The following is a 16,803-nucleotide window of genomic DNA, read 5'->3' as shown; positions in this document are numbered from 1 at the left end:
CACCTACTCTCCTTTTACTGCTTTAACTGTTTTTAACGCCGATTTTATATCATCATAAATAATATTTCCAACAACTACTGTATCAGCATATTGTGCCATGTCTTTCGCCTGTTCTGCATTAGAAATACCACCGCCATAGTATAACTTAGCTTGTTTCAATTCTGCTTTTACATTTTTAACAAGTTCAACATCTCCATACGTACCGCTATATTCTAAATAAAATATCGGTAAATGTAATAACTTGTCTGCTAAACGAGCATATGCAATAACGTCATCTTCTGTTAAATCACATTTCGCTTCTGTAAGCTGGGCTACTTTCGCTTCTGGATTTAAAACACAATACCCTTCCATAAAAATTTCGTCCCAGTCCATAATATCCCCAAATTCTTTCAATGCCTCATGATGAACACCTGTTACCCATTCTACTTTTCGGCTATTTAAAACACTTGGGATGTAATAAAAATCAAATCCTGGTGTAATTGCTTCTACATCAGAAACCTCTAATACACAAGGAACTGCATATCTACGAATGCTAACTAGCATGTGTAATACGTTATCAATTGTAACTCCATCACTTCCGCCTACAATAACCGCATCAGTTCCAGACTCACAAATCATTTCTAAATGTTCATCGCTTAACTCCTTATTTGGATCAAGCTTAAATACATGTTTCCATCCGGAAATATCGTACATGAAAACACCCTTCCTTTTCTCTAGTTATATATATTTCTGTTCAAAATAACAGTTTATTTTCATCATTATTGTTTTAACTTCATCTTAAATATTTGTTTAAAACGGAGAATTAAGTTTGGAATTACCTCTTCCATATTTTTTAAACTAGAGGATTTAATTTTGAAGTTCCTTTTATGCATTCTTTCATTATAACAAAAAAAGTTACTTACACACACGCACATTCCAACATCTTTTTCCACGTCAAATGTTGGATTACATATCCCAAAAATCAAACGGGATACTAATAAAAGAAATAGTATTATCTATTTCAACTTTCATAAAAAGGAGTGTTTTTCTAATGAAGCAAAATATCGGGACAATAAACGCTCTAATTCGAATTACACTTGGGCTTGTCCTCTTCGGATGTAGTGCAACTAAACTTGTACGCAAGCCGTGGTGCACTTGGTCTAACATTTTTCTATGGATTGGTGCAATGAAAGTTGCAGAAGGAATTGTTCGTTTCTGCCCTGTTGTTGAAATGTGGAAATTCGGAAAATACATGAATATGGGGGCATTTAAAATGCCTAGCATGAATTTTGCTGAAAAAGGACATGCTAAAGAAGAAGTGAATCAAACTTCCACTCATGACAAGCCAAAGTCAAAAGGAAGTTATGACGCTTCTGACAAAGAGATTGAGTCAGCGATTGAAAATATAATCCTGGCAAAACCGCTTTGAATCATTTGTCACGATGCAAGATGCTCTCAAAGGGACTTAGCTGCTGCAGTGGGCGGTTAAGTCTTCTTTATTTTACCATAAAACAGAACGTACATTCTTTTTTTCGACCTTAAAATGTATATAAAAGATATCAATCAATAAAATTCAGAAAATTAGGTGCATACCTCTTGCTTAAAATGATATAAAAGTGATATCATTTTTATATCAGGAGGCGATCATATGAAAGAAAAACAAGTATTTTATGTAAATGGTTTTCTCGGTATTATTGGAATTTTGATTTTAGCTGCTATCGGTGTATTTTTCCTTGCACAAGAAATTTTCATAGGAGCGGCATTAACTATTATATTAGCCGCAGTTCTCGCTACAGGTATCGGTATTGTTCAACCGAATCAAGCGAAGGTTATTACGTTCTTCGGTAATTATTTAGGAACAATTCGTCAAAACGGTTTATTTTTAACGATTCCGTTCGCATTCCGTCAAACTGTATCTTTACGTGTTGAAAACTTTAACAGTAAAAAATTAAAAGTAAATGACGTTGATGGAAATCCAATTGAAATTGCAGCTGTTATCGTATATAAAGTTGTTGATTCTGCAAAAGCAATGTTTGGTGTTGAACATTATGATCGATTTGTAGAAATTCAAAGCGAAACGGCAATCCGCCATGTTGCAACAAAATATCCTTATGACAATTTCCAAGATGAAACCTGCGTTACGTTACGCGGAAATACTGAAGAAATCTCTGAAGAATTAAAACGTGAGTTAGAGGCGCGTCTTGAAATTGCTGGTGTAGAAGTATTAGAAACTCGTTTAACGCACTTAGCTTACGCAACAGAAATTGCCCATGCAATGTTACAACGCCAGCAAGCAAAAGCAGTATTAGCTGCTAGAAAAGAAATTGTTGAAGGTGCTGTGAAGATGGCGAAAGATTCCATCCATATGTTAGATGAAGAAGGCGTACTAGAACTCGATGACGAGCGTAAAGCAAATATGGTAAACAACTTATTAGTTGCCATCGTTTCAGATAAAGGTGCGCAACCAGTTATTAATACAGGAAGCCTATACTAAGGGCTATAAGTAATTATGGCTAAAAAGAAAAGCTTTCCATTACGTATTGATCCTGAATTACACGCAGTCATCGAAAAATGGGCAAATGATGAATTTCGTAGCGTCAATGCACACATCGAGTATTTACTTCGAGAAATGGCAAAGCAAAAAGGGAAATTAAAAAAAGATAAAGATGCATAAAAAATCCCGCTGATTCCTCAGCGGGATTTTTACATATTAACTTTTCGTCATCTCATGCCCAATTGCACGATATCCTATATCACTTCGATAAAATAGACCATCACTCTCAATTTTACCGATTTCTTTATATACTTTATCTTTTGCTTCTTGTAAACTATTTGCCTTACAAGCAACAAATAATACACGGCCACCGTTCGTTACAAAGTCCCCATGTTTCATTGCTGTACCTGCATGGAAAACAATCACATCTTGCAGTGCATCTAGTCCGCTAATAATATCACCTTTTTTATATGCTTCTGGATATCCTTTAGAAGCAAGTACAACACCGATTACAGCTTCTTTTGACCATTGTAACGTTAGTTCACTTTCATCTAATACAGCGTTACATACGTCAACTAAATCATTTTCTAAGCGAGGTAATACAACTTCTGTTTCAGGATCACCGAAGCGTGCATTAAATTCAATTACCTTCGGACCATCATTTGTTAAAATAAGACCTGCGTATAAAATACCTGTAAACGAACGGTTTTCTGCAATCATCGCCTTAGCAGTTGGATGTAATACGGTTTGAATCGCTTCTTGAACTGCTGATTCTGGAATTTGTGGTACTGGAGAATATGCACCCATTCCGCCCGTATTTGGACCTTTATCACCATCAAAAGCTCTTTTATGATCTTGGGCGATTACCATTGGATGTACAGTTGTTCCATTCACGAATGCCATTAATGAAAATTCTTGTCCATCTAAAAACTCTTCAATAACGACCTTCTTACTTGCCGCGCCGAATTTCACATCTTGTAGCATTTCTTTCACAGCTTGTAATGCCTCTTCAAGCGTCATTGCTACCGTTACCCCTTTACCCGCAGCTAGGCCGTCAGCTTTAATAACGATTGGTGCACCAACTTTTTGAATGTACTGTACTGCTTCTTCATAATCTGTAAAAGTTTCGTACGCCGCAGTTGGAATATCATACTTTTTCATAAGCTCTTTTGTAAAAGCTTTACTACCTTCAATAACAGCAGCCGCTTTATTCGGACCAAATACGCGAAGTCCCTCTTCTTTAAAACAATCAACAATTCCATTCATAAGCGGAATTTCTGGTCCAACGAAAGTTAACTCAACATTATTCTCTTTTGCAAATAAAACTAATGCATCAAAATCATTTTCATCAATATCAACTGGTGTTGCAACATCTCTCATACCTTCATTACCTGGTGCTACATATACCTTTTCTACTTTTTCAGATTGTGCAAACTTCCAAGCTAGAGCATGCTCACGCCCACCGCGGCCAATTACTAAAACATTCATATTTCATCCCCCAATAATTAAATAAGTACAAACTAGAAGCTATGCTCCTAGTTTGCTTTTTCATATCAATAAAAGGTTATCTCGACCGGACTTTTTAAACATCCATATCAATAAAAGTTTAAAAAGGAGGATTAAGAGAACCGAGCAGGTCTAGGCGCATTTGCCAGGAGGACACGGAGTGTAGTTTTCCTACATGAGTACCGCACTGGCGATGCAACGACGACATGCGAAGGTTATCTTAACCGGACTTTTTAAACATCCTCTATTAGTGTTTGAAATGACGTACGCCAGTGAACACCATAGCAATCCCATACGTATCTGCCACTTTAATAGAATCTTCATCACGGATTGATCCGCCTGGTTGAATGATTGCTGTAATTCCTGCTTTTGCTGCTTCTTCTAATGTATCTGGCATTGGGAAGAAAGCATCAGATGCAAGTGCGCTACCTTGTGCTTTTTCACCAGCTTGTGTAATTGCGATTTTTGCAGAACCTACACGGTTCATCTGTCCCGCACCGACGCCAATTGTCATGTCATCTTTCGCTAAAACAATTGCGTTTGATTTCACATGTTTTACAACTTTCCAAGCTAGTTTTAAATCTTTCCATTCTTGCTCTGAAGGTTCACGTTTCGTTGGAATTGAAATTGTACTTTCATCTAATGATAACGTATCTTCTTCTTGAACGAGAAGTCCACCTTGTACAGAAGTTAGTTTTTTGCTTGCACTTGTCGCTTTTTCAATATTTATAGTTAATAAACGTAAGTTCTTCTTACTTTGCAACACTTCTAAAGCTTCTTGCGAGAACGAAGGTGCGATAACAATTTCTAAGAAAATTTCATGTAACTTTTCTGCTGTAGCTTTATCAATTTCACGATTTGCTGCAATAATACCGCCGAAAATTGATACTGGATCTGCTTCATAAGCGCGAGTATATGCTTCGTGAATATCAGTTCCTACTCCAACACCACATGGATTCATATGTTTTACTGCTACTACTGCTGGTTCTGTAAATTCTTTTACTATGCTAAGTGCTGCGTCTGCATCATTAATATTGTTATACGATAATTCTTTACCGTGTAATTGTTCTGCGTATGCAACAGAAGAAGTTGCTGCGAATGGCGCTTTATAGAAAGTTGCCTTTTGATGTGGGTTCTCGCCATAACGTAAGTCTTGCTTTTTCTCAAATGTCACAGTTAATGTTTCTGGACTTTCTTCACCCATTTGCTCTGTTAAGTAGTTAGAAATTAACGCATCATACGCTGCTGTATGACGGAATACTTTCGCTGCTAGTTTACGTTTTGTTTCCTCTGCTACTTCACCGTTCTCTTTCAGTTCTGCTAACACAATATCATAATCTACTGGATCTACAATTACAGATACGAATTTATGATTTTTCGCAGCAGAGCGAATCATTGTCGGGCCACCGATATCAATATTTTCAATTGCATCAGCAAATGTTACATCAGGCTTAGCGATTGTTTCTTTAAATGGATATAAGTTAACAACAACAAAGTCAATTGGCTCCATACCTAATTCATTCATTTGTGTTACATGTGTTTCATTATCACGAACTGCTAATAGACCACCATGAATATTTGGATGTAACGTTTTCACACGGCCATCCATAATTTCAGGGAAACCAGTTACTTCAGAAATACCAATTACTTGTAAACCGTTTTCTTCTAATAACTTTTTCGTACCACCTGTTGAAATAACTTCAATCCCTTGTTCTAGTAACCCTTTAACAAATTCTACTACTCCTGTTTTATCTGAAACACTTACTAATGCACGCTTTTTCATTTATCCTTCACCCCTGGTTGTATGTTAGTTAACAGTTGATTCTTTCACAGACTGAACAATTTGATTCACTGTATTTACGTATAATTTATGTTCAACTTGTTGAATTTTCTTTTGTAAACTTTCTCTCGTATCCCCTTCAGAAACAACCACTGCTTCTTGCGCAATAATTGGCCCTGTATCCATACCTGCATCTACATAATGAATTGTTACTCCAGTTACTTTCACACCTGCTTCTAACGCTTGACCGACAGCATCTTTACCCGGAAAGCTCGGTAGTAATGATGGATGAATATTAATAATCTTCCCGCCGTATGCTTCTAGTAACGTCGGCCCGATTAACCGCATATATCCAGCCAAAATAACATAATCAATTTCATATTCTTCTAGCTTCTTTAATATCTCTTTTTCAAATGCTTCTTTTGACTCATATGCTTTCGCTGAAAAAGCAAAACACGGAATATGATGATAATTTGCCCGTCCAACAGCGCGTGCTTCTGGTTTATCACATACTAATAAACTAATTTCTGCATCCAATCTTTTTTCTTCTACCGCATTAACGAGAGATTGAAAGTTAGATCCGCTTCCAGAAGCAAAAACTGCTAATCTACTCATAGTGCTGTGCCCCCATTAAAAGTAACGCCAGCTCCTTGTATAGTACGTCCAATAATACGAGCCATTTCTCCTTGCTCTTCAAGAAGACGAACAACATCTTTTGCATCTTCTTCCTTCACTGCTACTACCATACCAATACCCATGTTAAAAATATTGAACATTTCTTTTTCTTCCAGTTTTCCAACTTCTTGAAGCAAACTAAAGATCGGCTGAATTTCCCAAGATCCTAGTTCAATCTCGGCACCGATTCCTTCTGGCAACATGCGTGGAATATTTTCAATAAATCCACCACCTGTAATATGCGCCATACCGTATACTTCATGTTTCTTCAATAGTTCTAAAATAGGTTTGACATAAATTTTCGTTGGTTTTAATAATTCTTCACCAAGAGGTAGTTCTAAGCGGCCATAAATACGCTCTAAAGATAGTTCCCCATCTTCTAGTAACACTTTTCGTACTAAAGAGTAACCATTGCTATGAATACCGCTAGATGCTAAGCCAATTAGCACGTGACCAGCTTCAATCTTTTCACCTGTTACAATTTTCTTTTTATCAACAATCCCAACTGTAAAACCAGCTAAATCATATTCTTCCGTAGAATACATTCCTGGCATTTCAGCTGTTTCTCCACCGATTAATGCACAACCAGCTTGGCGACAGCCCTCTGATATACCTTTGACGATGTTTTCAATTTTACTAGGTTCAGCTTTACCACAAGCAATATAATCAAGGAAGAAAAGCGGCTCTGCTCCTTGGACAACAATATCATTTACACACATTGCTACTGCATCAATACCAATTGTGTCATGTTTATCTGCCATAAAAGCGAGCATCAATTTCGTTCCCACGCCATCTGTTCCAGATACTAATACAGGTTCTTCTAATGCAAATTTTGATAGATCAAACATACCTCCAAAACCGCCTAAACCGCCTAGTACTTCTTTTCTCATAGTTGTTTGTACGTGTTTTTTCATGCGAGATACCGCTTCATATCCAGCTTCAATATCTACTCCTGCTTGCTTATATGCATTCGCCATCGTTATTTACACCTCGTCTTTTAATTTCTCCCCATCCAGGGCGGGCTATTTTAAGAAAGGAGCTAGCTTCTACATCAAAAGAAGTAGAAGCTTGTTTCACTTTTCTTATTTCATACTTTCTAAAAGCTCTTGCTCATAATCATAAAGAGCTGTTGGATAGTCCCCATTAAAGTAAGCCATGCATAGGCCACCATATTTCCCTTCATATGGACGTCCAATTGCATCTACTAATCCATCTTCGCTTAAAAATGTTAAAGAATCTGCTCCTATCATTTCACGGATTTCTTCTACTGTATGATTTGCTGCAATTAATTCTTTTCTCGTTTGAATATCAATGCCATAGAAACATGGATATTTCAGAGGTGGTGAAGCAATTCTTACGTGAACTTCTGTCGCTCCAGCTTCACGAAGCATACGAACAATTCGTTTACTTGTCGTTCCTCTTACGATAGAGTCATCAATCATAACAACTCGTTTCCCTTCAACTACACCTCTTACTGCGGAAAGCTTCATCTTAACCCCTTGCTCTCGCAGTTCCTGAGAAGGTTGAATAAACGTACGTCCAACGTAACGATTTTTAATTAATCCTAACTCATATGGAATACCTGTCGCCTCCGCATAGCCAATCGCAGCTGAAATACTAGAGTCTGGTACACCAGTAACAACATCTGCTTCAATAGGAGCTTCTGCCGCTAAACGTTTCCCCATATTCTTACGTGCTGCATGAACGTTAACGCCTGCAATATTAGAATCTGGTCGTGCAAAGTAAATGTATTCCATACTACAAATTGCATGTTCTACATCGTTTGTGAAACGATCTACGTGAATTCCTTCATCATTAATGATAAGTAATTCACCCGGTTCTACATCACGAATGTATGTTGCACCTACTACATCAAAAGCACATGTTTCAGATGCTACAACGTAAGCATCCCCCATCTTTCCAATTGAAAGCGGACGGAACCCATTCGGATCTAATGCAACGATCATTTCATTTCCAGTTAGTAAAAGATACGCAAACGCACCTTTCACTTTGTTTAAAGCTTCTTTTACACTTTCAATTAAAGAATCTTTCGTACTACGTTTAATAAGATGTAAAAGTACTTCTGTATCTGAACTAGTTTGAAAAATACTGCCCTCTGCTTCTAATTCACGACGAAGCATTTTTGCGTTAATTAAATTTCCGTTATGAGCTAACGCCATACTATGATCGGAAAAACGGAACAACAATGGTTGAACGTTAGCAACTTCACTTCCACCAGCTGTTGCATATCGTACATGTCCGATCGCTGATTTTCCATTTAATCCTTCTAGCTCACCTCTTGAAAACACTTCTGATATTAAACCTAACCCCTTGTGACCGACGATTTTTTCCCCATTATTTACGACAATGCCTGCGCCTTCTTGCCCACGGTGCTGTAAACTGTGCAATCCGTAGTATGAAACTTGTGCTGCATTTTCATGCCCCCAAATTCCGAAAACGCCACATTCTTCGTTTAACCCCTTTATTTCAGCAAGCATGGGATTGCCCCTTTCCAAGCCTTTCTCATTTCATCTACATTTGCTGTAAGTAATACTTCATTTTCTTCATTATGAATTGTTACTTCATTTGTACTTGTTACTTCTCCAACTTGGATTGCTTCTACCACTTTCTCAAACGCCTCTTTATTTTCACGTTTTACAGTTATCACGAAGCGAGACTGTGATTCAGCGAATAATGCTGCTGTTGCTTCTCCATCTAATTTCACAGTAGCACCTAAGCCTTTAGCACCAATTGCACTTTCTGAAATCGCAACTGCTAAACCACCTTCAGCAACATCATGTGCAGATTGAACAAGACCAGCTTGAATTGCTTCTAATACTTGTTTTTGGCGTTTTAATTCTACATCTAAATCGATACTTGGTGATTGACCGAAAATTTTGCCGTGAATCATTTTCTGTAATTCACTTCCGCCAAACTCAGCTTTCGTCTCACCAATTACATACACTAAATCACCAGCTTGCTTAAACTCTTGTGTTGTTACATGTTTTAAGTCATGCACAAGTCCGACCATCCCAACAGTTGGTGTTGGATATACAGCTTCACCACTACGCTCGTTATACATCGATACGTTTCCGCCGATAACTGGTGTTTGTAATGTGCGACAAGCTTCACTCATACCGTCTACTGATTTCTCAATTTGCCAGAAGATTTCTGGTTTTTCTGGGTTACCGAAGTTTAAGCAATCTGTAATTGCAAGTGGCTCTCCGCCAGAACATACGATATTACGCGCTGCCTCTGCTACTGCAATTTTACCGCCCATCTCTGGGTCTAGATAAATGTAGCGAGAGTTACAATCTGTCGTCATTGCTAATCCTTTTTCTGTACCGCGTACACGTACAACTGCAGCATCTGAACCTGGCGTAACAACTGTGCTTGTGCGAACTTGGTAATCGTATTGATCGTATACCCACTCTTTACTTGCAATTGTTGGTTGCTGTAATAAAGCGAATAACGTTTCTTTATAATTTTCTACTTTTGGCGTTTCCATTTTCATTGCTTGGAATTCAGCAAAGTATGGTGCTTCTTTTGATGGCTTATGATAAATTGGTGCTTCTTCTGCTAAAGCATCTGCTGGAACTTCAGCTACCTTTTCACCTTTATGGAATAAACGAAGCATTTTATCTTCTGTTACTTTCCCCATCGTAACCGCTGCAAGACCATACTTCTCAAATAAATCTACTATTTCTTGTTCTCTACCTTTTTTCACGACAATTAACATACGCTCTTGTGATTCAGATAGCATCATTTCATATGGTGTCATTCCTGTTTCACGCTGTGGTACATCATCTAAGTACATTTCAATACCCATTCCTGCTTTACTTGCCATTTCTGCAGATGATGATGTTAAACCAGCCGCACCCATATCTTGAATTCCAACAAGTGCATCAGATTGAATTAATTCTAAACACGCTTCAATAAGAAGTTTTTCCATAAATGGATCCCCTACTTGAACCGCTGGACGTTTCGCTTCTGAGCTTTCAGATAGTTCTTCCGACGCGAATGTTGCACCGTGAATACCGTCACGACCAGTTGATGCTCCTACGTACATTACTGTGTTACCAGCACCATGTGCTTGTCCTTTTTTAATGTCTTCGTGGTTAATCAAACCTACGCACATTGCATTTACAAGTGGATTTCCTTCGTAACATGGATCAAATTGTACTTCGCCGCCAACAGTCGGAATACCGATGCAGTTACCGTATCCTGCAATTCCTGCTACTACTTCTTCGAATAAATATTTCACACGTGGTGACTGTAATTCACCGAAACGAAGTGAGTTTAATAGAGCTACCGGACGTGCTCCCATAGAGAATACGTCACGAATAATACCACCAACACCTGTTGCAGCTCCTTGATATGGTTCAATAGCTGAAGGATGGTTATGACTTTCCATTTTAAATACAACTGCTTGATTATCACCGATATCTACAATTCCAGCACCTTCCCCAGGCCCTTGTAGAACACGCTCACCTGTTGTTGGGAATTTTCGAAGCACTGGTTTTGAATTTTTATAACTACAATGTTCAGACCACATTACAGAGAATAACCCTGTTTCTGTATAATTTGGCAGACGACCTAAAATCTTTTCAACCATGGCAAACTCTTCGTCTGTTAGCCCCATTTCCGCATATATACGCTCTTCTTTAATTTGTGTTGGATTTGGTTCAAGCATTAACGACATATGTTTCCCTCCACTGTTTTAAGATAGATTGAAAGACTTTTAACCCTTCAGCACCGCCAAGTAATTCATCTACAGCACGCTCTGGGTGTGGCATCATACCAAGTACATTTCCTTTTTCATTTACAATACCAGCAATATCTGAAACGCTACCGTTAGGGTTTTCTACGTAACGGAATGCGATTTGATTGTTCTCTTCTAATTGTTTAAGAGTCGCTTCATCACAATAGTAATTCCCCTCACCATGCGCGATTGGAATATTAATTATTTCATCTTTTCCATATTGTGATGTAAACATCGTTTCATTATTTTCAACACGTAACTGAACAGTGCGACACATAAATTTTAAGTTTTCGTTTCTCATTAACGCTCCTGGTAGTAATCCTGATTCAACAAGAATCTGGAATCCATTACATACACCTAAAATCGGCTTTCCTTGCTCAGCAGCTTTTTGCACTGCTTTCATTGCATTAGCAAAGCGAGAGATAGCACCGCAGCGTAAGTAGTCACCATAAGAAAATCCACCTGGTAGTAGAATTGCATCATATTCATCTAAATTCTCTGTATCGTGCCAAACGTAATCTACTTCTTCGCCAAGCTCATCTTTAATTGCATGGAACATATCGACATCACAGTTCGAACCCGGAAATACTATTACGGCAAATTTCACTGTGCGACAACCTCCTCAACTTCATAACGGAAGTCTTCCATTACAACGTTCGCTAATAGTTTTTCACACATTTCTTTTACCTTGCTATCTAAATCAGATACAGATTTATCAATTGTTAGTTCCATGTACTTTCCGATTCGAACGTCTTGTACTTCTGTGAATGAAAGACTATGAAGTGCTCCTTTTACTGCTGTTCCTTGTGGATCTAATACGCTTTCTCTTAATGTTACATATACCTTAACTTTATACATGTGAAATTCCCCCTAAACGTTTTAAAATCTCTTCATAAGCATCTGTTAAATTTCCAAGATCACGACGGAATACATCTTTATCAAACTTTTCATTGCTCGTTTCATCCCATAAACGGCAAGTATCTGGTGAAATTTCATCCGCTAAAATGATTTCTCCTTCTTCCGTTACACCAAACTCTAATTTGAAATCTACTAATCTTACACGACAGCTTGCGAAATGATCAATCAACACTTGATTGATTTGTAGAGCCATATCTCGTAATACACTTACTTGCTCTGGCGATGCAACGTTTAATACACGAATATGATCTTCCGTTACAAGCGGATCTCCTAAATCATCATCTTTGAAGTAAAATTCTACGATTGGTTCTGCAAGTACAGTTCCCTCTTCCATTCCTAATCGTTTTGAAAGACTTCCTGCAATTACATTTCTTGTGACAACTTCTAAAGGAATAATACTCACTTTTTTAACAAGTTGTTCTGTTTCAGATAACTTCTCAACAAAATGTGTTTTAATTCCCACTTCTTGTAACTTTCTGAACAATAAAGTTGTAATTTCATTGTTCAAACGACCTTTTCCTGTAATCGTCTCTTTTTTCTCCCCATTGAAAGCAGTCGCACTATCTTTGTACTCTACCCAAACCATATCTGCTGATTCTGTACGATAAATTCTTTTTGCCTTACCTTCATACAGCAATTCTAGCTTTTGCATTTCGCAAGCCCCCTGTAGTTTGAAAAATGTGAATAATATTTTTATAAAGAATGGCACAGAATGACTCTATTCTGTGCCATATGAAATTTTACGCTTCGTTTAATCCAAGGCGTTCAAAGATTGTATCAACGTGTTGCATATGATGCTCATAGTTGAAGCATTCATTAATTTCTTCTTGTGTTAACTTGCTTGTAATACGCTCATCAGCTTCTACAAGCTCTTTAAATTGTACTTGTGTTTCCCAAGCTTCCATCGCTTTAGGCTGTACGATATCATAAGCTTCTTCACGTACCATACCTTTGTCGATTAGTGTAAGCATTACGCGCTGAGAATAAATTAAGCCGTATGTTCTTGTCATATTGCGTTTCATATTCTCTGGGTATACAGTTAAGTTTTTAACAATATTACCAAAGCGATTTAACATGTAATTTAATGCGATTGTAGCATCTGGTAAAATTACGCGTTCTGCCGAAGAGTGAGAAATGTCACGCTCATGCCATAATGGAACATTTTCGTAAGCTGTCATCATATAACCGCGGATAACACGAGCTAAACCAGTCATATTTTCAGAACCAATTGGATTACGTTTATGTGGCATTGCAGAAGAACCCTTTTGACCTTTTGCGAAAGCTTCTTCAACTTCACGTGTTTCACTCTTTTGTAAACCACGAATCTCAACTGCCATCTTTTCGATAGATGTTGCAATTAGTGCAAGTGTTGACATGTAGTGTGCGTGACGATCACGTTGCAATGTTTGTGTTGAAATTGGTGCTGCTTCTAATCCTAAATTTTCACAAACATATTTTTCTACGAATGGATCGATATTTGCATATGTACCAACCGCACCAGATAGTTTACCAACACGAACTGTATCAGCAGCTTGTTTGAAACGCTCTACGTTACGTTTCATCTCTTCATACCAAAGACCAAGTTTTAAACCAAATGTCGTTGGCTCTGCATGAACACCGTGTGTTCTTCCCATCATGATTGTGTATTTATGCTCTTTCGCTTTGTTAGCTAAAATGCTTACAAAGTTCTCTAAGTCTTTTAATATAATTTCATTCGCTTGTTTTAAGATGTAAGATAATGCTGTATCTACTACATCTGTAGATGTTAAACCGTAATGAACCCATTTACGTTCTTCGCCTAATGCTGGCGTTTCTGATACAGCACGAGTGAATGCAACTACGTCATGACGTGTTTCTTTTTCAATTTCATAAATACGATCAATATCAAATGATGCATGTTCACGAATTTTTTTAACATCTTCTTTTGGAATATCGCCAAGCTCAGCCCATGCTTCACAAGCTAAAATCTCAACTTCTAACCACGCTTTAAATTTGTTCTCTTCCGTCCAAATCGCACCCATTTCAGGGCGTGTATAACGACTAATCATCTTTTTCCCTCCAACAGTTGTTCTTGATGGTCCCAAATATGCAAACTCTTCGCTTTTTCTAGAGCGACTTCAATATTATCATTTAAAATATTAACATGCCCCATTTTTCGCTGTGCTTTTGCTTCTTCTTTTCCATACAAGTGTAAATAGCACCCGGTTAATCTATTCACTTGTCTTAGGACCCCTTCTATATGTTCGCCTAAAATGTTTACCATGACAACTGGTTTTAACAAATTTGTTTCTCCTAGAGGTAAATTACAGATTGCTCGAATATGTTGACCAAATTGACTCGTTTCACATGCATCCTGTGTATAGTGTCCTGAATTGTGAGGTCTTGGCGCTAATTCATTAATATAAATCCCACCATTATCTGTAGCAAACATCTCTACAGCTAGTGTTCCCACAAGTTCTAATTCATCCGCAAGTACCTTTGCATACGCAATTGCTTTTTGAGAAAGCTCTTCTGTAATGCGAGCTGGAACGATAGATTCATGTAAAATGTTATTTACATGAATATTTTCTGCTACTGGAAACACTTTTGTTTCACCACTTACACTACGAATCACAATAACTGATACTTCTTTTTCAAAAGGCACCCATTTCTCTAAAATACATTCTGCTTTATCCACAAGATTTCTTGCCGCCTCAACATCAGCTTCACTTCTTAAAACAACTTGCCCTTTCCCATCATATCCACCTGTCGTCGTTTTTAAGACGGAAGGGAATGATAACCCAGCAATTGCTTCTGTAAGCTGATCTTGATTTTGAACTAATCTATACGTTGCTACTGGTAACCCAGCCTTCTCAATCGCATTCTTTTCTGTAAAACGATTTTGCGTTGTATTTAACAACTGACTACCTTGTGGTAAGTACGCATGTTTTTCAAGCCATTGTAAACATCTATAATCAATATTCTCAAATTCATATGTGACAACATCACTTATCTCTGCTAAATGCTGAATTGCTTTTAAATCATCATATGGTGCAACAATTTCAATATCAGCAACTTGTGCACATGGCGAATGCTTTGTAGGATCTAAAACAGCAATTTTATATCCCATCTCCTTAGCTGCCAATGCCATCATTCTTCCTAGCTGGCCGCCTCCAATAATACCGATTGTTTTTCCAGGTAAAATGATTCTCGTCATACTAGCTCACTACCTTCACGCACATCTTTTTCAATCGCTTCTCGTCTCAATTCTAATCCATCATGTATATCATCATGAAATGATCCAAGTATTTGTGCGGCAAGTAATCCAGCATTCGTTGAACCGGCTTTACCAATTGCAACAGTTGCAACTGGAACACCTCCTGGCATTTGGGCGATGGATAATAATGAATCTAAGCCGTTTAATGCTTTTGATTGAACTGGAACTCCAATTACAGGAAGATTTGTCTTCGCTGCAACCATTCCTGGTAAATGTGCTGCTCCACCAGCTCCAGCAATAATAACTTTCAATCCACGTTCACGAGCCGTCTCTGCATATTCAAACATATAATCCGGAGTCCGATGAGCGGATACAACTTTTTTCTCATACGGTATATTTAATTCATCTAAAATGTCACAAGCATATTTCATTGTTTCCCAGTCTGACGTACTTCCCATTATGACTCCAACTAGTGATTTCATATTAGAATCCCCCCGATTCAAATAAAAAAAGCCTGAAATAGAACAGTTTCTCTTTTACTATGAGAGAAAGCGCTCTACTCAGGCATACGTATCCCTTGTGAATAGAAAAATACCGAGTGACTTTCCCTCATAGTCTAACGAATAACGGTCGTTAGGTAGAGACTTGCAGGCCATATCCCCGCGATTATATGAGGTCTTATATTATTGTTTCTATGGCTATATTAACAATATTTCATAAACAATGTCAATAAATAATCGAATGTTTTTTTATTAGCAGTCAATAACGTTCGTGTTTTAGTTATATTCAAAAGAAGAATTGCAACTATATACAAGAAGAAAAGGGAATTAGAATATATATTTCTAGAGATCTATTTTATGTATTTATCGTTTAAATAGCACTTCAGTATGTTTTTAATCAAAATATATATACTCTTGTATTATTATAACGATTTAATTTCTAAGGAGGATAACTGTTAAAGAAAGAACTTTGCTATTATCCTATTTATTTTTCTCTATTGCAGTAATTTCTGTAATTATTAAATATTTATTTATAGCATCTCATTATTTAAAATATATACTTATGATAGAAATAATGTGTCCTATTTTAAGTATTACTTTAGCGACATTAGGAAAATCAGGAACACAAAAAATCATTACTATTATTTTAAAGAGTCTCTACTTCATTCTTTTTTCGTCTGTAGCTTTATTAAATTTACGGATTATAGCATTCGGTAAATAAAAATAAACACAAAAAAACCTAAGTCAAAATAACTTAGGTTCTTGCTTGGCGACGTCCTACTCTCACAGGGACAAGGTCCCAACTACCATCGGCGCTAGAGAGCTTAACTTCCGTGTTCGGTATGGGAACGGGTGTGACCTCTCTGCCATCATCACCAAACTATGAAGGCATATTCCTTCAAAACTAGATAACATCGCTACATATTATATGGTTAAGTCCTCGATCTATTAGTATTCGTCAGCTCCACATGTCACCATGCTTCCACCTCGAAC

Annotated in this window: 17 protein-coding genes, 1 rRNA gene and 1 riboswitch; of the genes, 4 read left to right on the top strand and 14 right to left on the bottom strand. The window is 37.5% G+C overall.

Annotated features, from left to right (window positions below; all coding sequences use genetic code 11):
* Window positions 1-3 precede the first annotated feature (3 nt).
* Window positions 4-693, bottom strand: coding sequence for a heptaprenylglyceryl phosphate synthase (locus ACS2QP_RS19610; protein WP_000272097.1), 690 nt, complete (start codon window positions 691-693; stop codon window positions 4-6).
* 337 nt (window positions 694-1,030) lie between these two features.
* Here ACS2QP_RS19610 and ACS2QP_RS19605 point away from each other — a divergent pair, with 337 nt between their 5' ends.
* From ACS2QP_RS19605 to ACS2QP_RS19595, 3 genes are all read left to right on the top strand, one after another.
* A complete protein-coding gene (locus tag ACS2QP_RS19605) occupies window positions 1,031-1,408 on the top strand; it encodes a YgaP family membrane protein (protein WP_000812346.1) in 378 nt (125 codons plus the stop codon).
* Between the two features lie 219 nt (window positions 1,409-1,627).
* Window positions 1,628-2,473, top strand: coding sequence for an SPFH domain-containing protein (locus ACS2QP_RS19600; protein WP_000660669.1), 846 nt, complete (start codon window positions 1,628-1,630; stop codon window positions 2,471-2,473).
* A 15-nt stretch (window positions 2,474-2,488) separates the two neighbouring features.
* Window positions 2,489-2,653, top strand: a complete 165-nt coding sequence (locus tag ACS2QP_RS19595; protein WP_001085171.1) for a toxin-antitoxin system HicB family antitoxin — start codon at window positions 2,489-2,491, stop codon at window positions 2,651-2,653.
* Between the two features lie 36 nt (window positions 2,654-2,689).
* Here ACS2QP_RS19595 and purD read toward each other — a convergent pair whose 3' ends face one another.
* The 12 genes from purD to purE all read right to left on the bottom strand — a co-directional run bounded on the left by purD (window position 2,690) and on the right by purE (window position 15,792).
* Window positions 2,690-3,961 (bottom strand): phosphoribosylamine--glycine ligase, encoded by a 1,272-nt coding sequence (gene purD, locus ACS2QP_RS19590; RefSeq protein WP_438882749.1) that lies wholly within the window; start codon window positions 3,959-3,961, stop codon window positions 2,690-2,692.
* 265 nt (window positions 3,962-4,226) lie between these two features.
* Window positions 4,227-5,762, bottom strand: coding sequence for a bifunctional phosphoribosylaminoimidazolecarboxamide formyltransferase/IMP cyclohydrolase (gene purH, locus ACS2QP_RS19585; protein ID WP_000745439.1), 1,536 nt, complete (start codon window positions 5,760-5,762; stop codon window positions 4,227-4,229).
* Window positions 5,763-5,786: 24 nt separating this feature from the next.
* Window positions 5,787-6,374 carry a phosphoribosylglycinamide formyltransferase gene (gene purN / locus ACS2QP_RS19580; RefSeq protein WP_000088589.1) on the bottom strand — a complete coding sequence of 196 codons (588 nt, stop codon included), beginning with the start codon at window positions 6,372-6,374 and terminating at the stop codon, window positions 5,787-5,789.
* A complete protein-coding gene (purM, locus tag ACS2QP_RS19575; protein ID WP_001262439.1) occupies window positions 6,371-7,411 on the bottom strand; it encodes a phosphoribosylformylglycinamidine cyclo-ligase in 1,041 nt (346 codons plus the stop codon). The genes purN and purM overlap by 4 nt, the downstream gene beginning before the upstream one ends.
* Before the next feature lie 105 nt (window positions 7,412-7,516).
* Window positions 7,517-8,932 (bottom strand): amidophosphoribosyltransferase, encoded by a 1,416-nt coding sequence (gene purF, locus ACS2QP_RS19570; RefSeq protein WP_000879025.1) that lies wholly within the window; start codon window positions 8,930-8,932, stop codon window positions 7,517-7,519.
* Window positions 8,917-11,136, bottom strand: coding sequence for a phosphoribosylformylglycinamidine synthase II (gene purL, locus ACS2QP_RS19565; protein WP_438882748.1), 2,220 nt, complete (start codon window positions 11,134-11,136; stop codon window positions 8,917-8,919). Before purL ends, purF begins: the two co-directional genes overlap by 16 nt.
* Complete coding sequence (purQ, locus tag ACS2QP_RS19560; protein ID WP_000666786.1) at window positions 11,120-11,803, bottom strand: phosphoribosylformylglycinamidine synthase subunit PurQ; 684 nt, start codon at window positions 11,801-11,803, stop codon at window positions 11,120-11,122. The genes purL and purQ overlap by 17 nt, the downstream gene beginning before the upstream one ends.
* A complete protein-coding gene (gene purS, locus ACS2QP_RS19555; protein WP_000278823.1) occupies window positions 11,800-12,054 on the bottom strand; it encodes a phosphoribosylformylglycinamidine synthase subunit PurS in 255 nt (84 codons plus the stop codon). The genes purQ and purS overlap by 4 nt, the downstream gene beginning before the upstream one ends.
* Window positions 12,047-12,766: a phosphoribosylaminoimidazolesuccinocarboxamide synthase gene (purC, locus tag ACS2QP_RS19550; protein ID WP_001170544.1), complete on the bottom strand. Its 720-nt coding sequence runs from the start codon at window positions 12,764-12,766 to the stop codon at window positions 12,047-12,049. Before purC ends, purS begins: the two co-directional genes overlap by 8 nt.
* An 88-nt stretch (window positions 12,767-12,854) precedes the next feature.
* Complete coding sequence (purB, locus tag ACS2QP_RS19545; RefSeq protein ID WP_000625682.1) at window positions 12,855-14,162, bottom strand: adenylosuccinate lyase; 1,308 nt, start codon at window positions 14,160-14,162, stop codon at window positions 12,855-12,857.
* Window positions 14,159-15,310 (bottom strand): 5-(carboxyamino)imidazole ribonucleotide synthase, encoded by a 1,152-nt coding sequence (gene purK, locus ACS2QP_RS19540; protein WP_410988191.1) that lies wholly within the window; start codon window positions 15,308-15,310, stop codon window positions 14,159-14,161. The genes purB and purK overlap by 4 nt, the downstream gene beginning before the upstream one ends.
* Window positions 15,307-15,792, bottom strand: coding sequence for a 5-(carboxyamino)imidazole ribonucleotide mutase (purE, locus tag ACS2QP_RS19535; RefSeq protein ID WP_048538232.1), 486 nt, complete (start codon window positions 15,790-15,792; stop codon window positions 15,307-15,309). The genes purK and purE overlap by 4 nt, the downstream gene beginning before the upstream one ends.
* A gap of 110 nt (window positions 15,793-15,902) precedes the next feature.
* A riboswitch (purine riboswitch) is annotated at window positions 15,903-16,004 on the bottom strand.
* Between the two features lie 275 nt (window positions 16,005-16,279).
* On the opposite strand from purE, the gene ACS2QP_RS19530 reads away from it, so the two are divergent.
* Entirely contained in the window at window positions 16,280-16,531 is a 252-nt protein-coding gene (locus ACS2QP_RS19530) for a hypothetical protein (RefSeq protein WP_000927500.1), read from the top strand.
* A 43-nt stretch (window positions 16,532-16,574) separates the two neighbouring features.
* Here the strand turns inward: ACS2QP_RS19530 and rrf are convergent.
* Window positions 16,575-16,690, bottom strand: a 5S ribosomal RNA gene (gene rrf, locus ACS2QP_RS19525).
* Window positions 16,691-16,803: the final 113 nt, after the last annotated feature.

This window comes from Bacillus cereus group sp. Bce019 (assembly GCF_051781745.1).
Taxonomy (GTDB): Bacteria; Bacillota; Bacilli; order Bacillales; family Bacillaceae_G; genus Bacillus_A; species Bacillus_A cereus.
The sequence above is the reverse complement of the archived record's forward strand: the minus strand, read 5'-3'. Positions and strand labels throughout refer to the sequence as shown.

Excerpts from the sequence above, each read along its gene's own strand:
- ACS2QP_RS19610 (WP_000272097.1), bottom strand. The coding sequence starts at position 693 with ATGTACGATATTTCCGGATGGAAACATGTATTTAAGCTTGATCCAAAT.
- ACS2QP_RS19605 (WP_000812346.1), top strand. The coding sequence starts at position 1,031 with ATGAAGCAAAATATCGGGACAATAAACGCTCTAATTCGAATTACACTT.
- ACS2QP_RS19600 (WP_000660669.1), top strand. The coding sequence starts at position 1,628 with ATGAAAGAAAAACAAGTATTTTATGTAAATGGTTTTCTCGGTATTATT.
- ACS2QP_RS19595 (WP_001085171.1), top strand. The coding sequence starts at position 2,489 with ATGGCTAAAAAGAAAAGCTTTCCATTACGTATTGATCCTGAATTACAC.
- purD (WP_438882749.1), bottom strand. The coding sequence starts at position 3,961 with ATGAATGTTTTAGTAATTGGCCGCGGTGGGCGTGAGCATGCTCTAGCT.
- purH (WP_000745439.1), bottom strand. The coding sequence starts at position 5,762 with ATGAAAAAGCGTGCATTAGTAAGTGTTTCAGATAAAACAGGAGTAGTA.
- purN (WP_000088589.1), bottom strand. The coding sequence starts at position 6,374 with ATGAGTAGATTAGCAGTTTTTGCTTCTGGAAGCGGATCTAACTTTCAA.
- purM (WP_001262439.1), bottom strand. The coding sequence starts at position 7,411 with ATGGCGAATGCATATAAGCAAGCAGGAGTAGATATTGAAGCTGGATAT.
- purF (WP_000879025.1), bottom strand. The coding sequence starts at position 8,932 with ATGCTTGCTGAAATAAAGGGGTTAAACGAAGAATGTGGCGTTTTCGGA.
- purL (WP_438882748.1), bottom strand. The coding sequence starts at position 11,136 with ATGTCGTTAATGCTTGAACCAAATCCAACACAAATTAAAGAAGAGCGT.
- purS (WP_000278823.1), bottom strand. The coding sequence starts at position 12,054 with ATGTATAAAGTTAAGGTATATGTAACATTAAGAGAAAGCGTATTAGAT.
- purC (WP_001170544.1), bottom strand. The coding sequence starts at position 12,766 with ATGCAAAAGCTAGAATTGCTGTATGAAGGTAAGGCAAAAAGAATTTAT.
- purB (WP_000625682.1), bottom strand. The coding sequence starts at position 14,162 with ATGATTAGTCGTTATACACGCCCTGAAATGGGTGCGATTTGGACGGAA.
- purK (WP_410988191.1), bottom strand. The coding sequence starts at position 15,310 with ATGACGAGAATCATTTTACCTGGAAAAACAATCGGTATTATTGGAGGC.
- purE (WP_048538232.1), bottom strand. The coding sequence starts at position 15,792 with ATGAAATCACTAGTTGGAGTCATAATGGGAAGTACGTCAGACTGGGAA.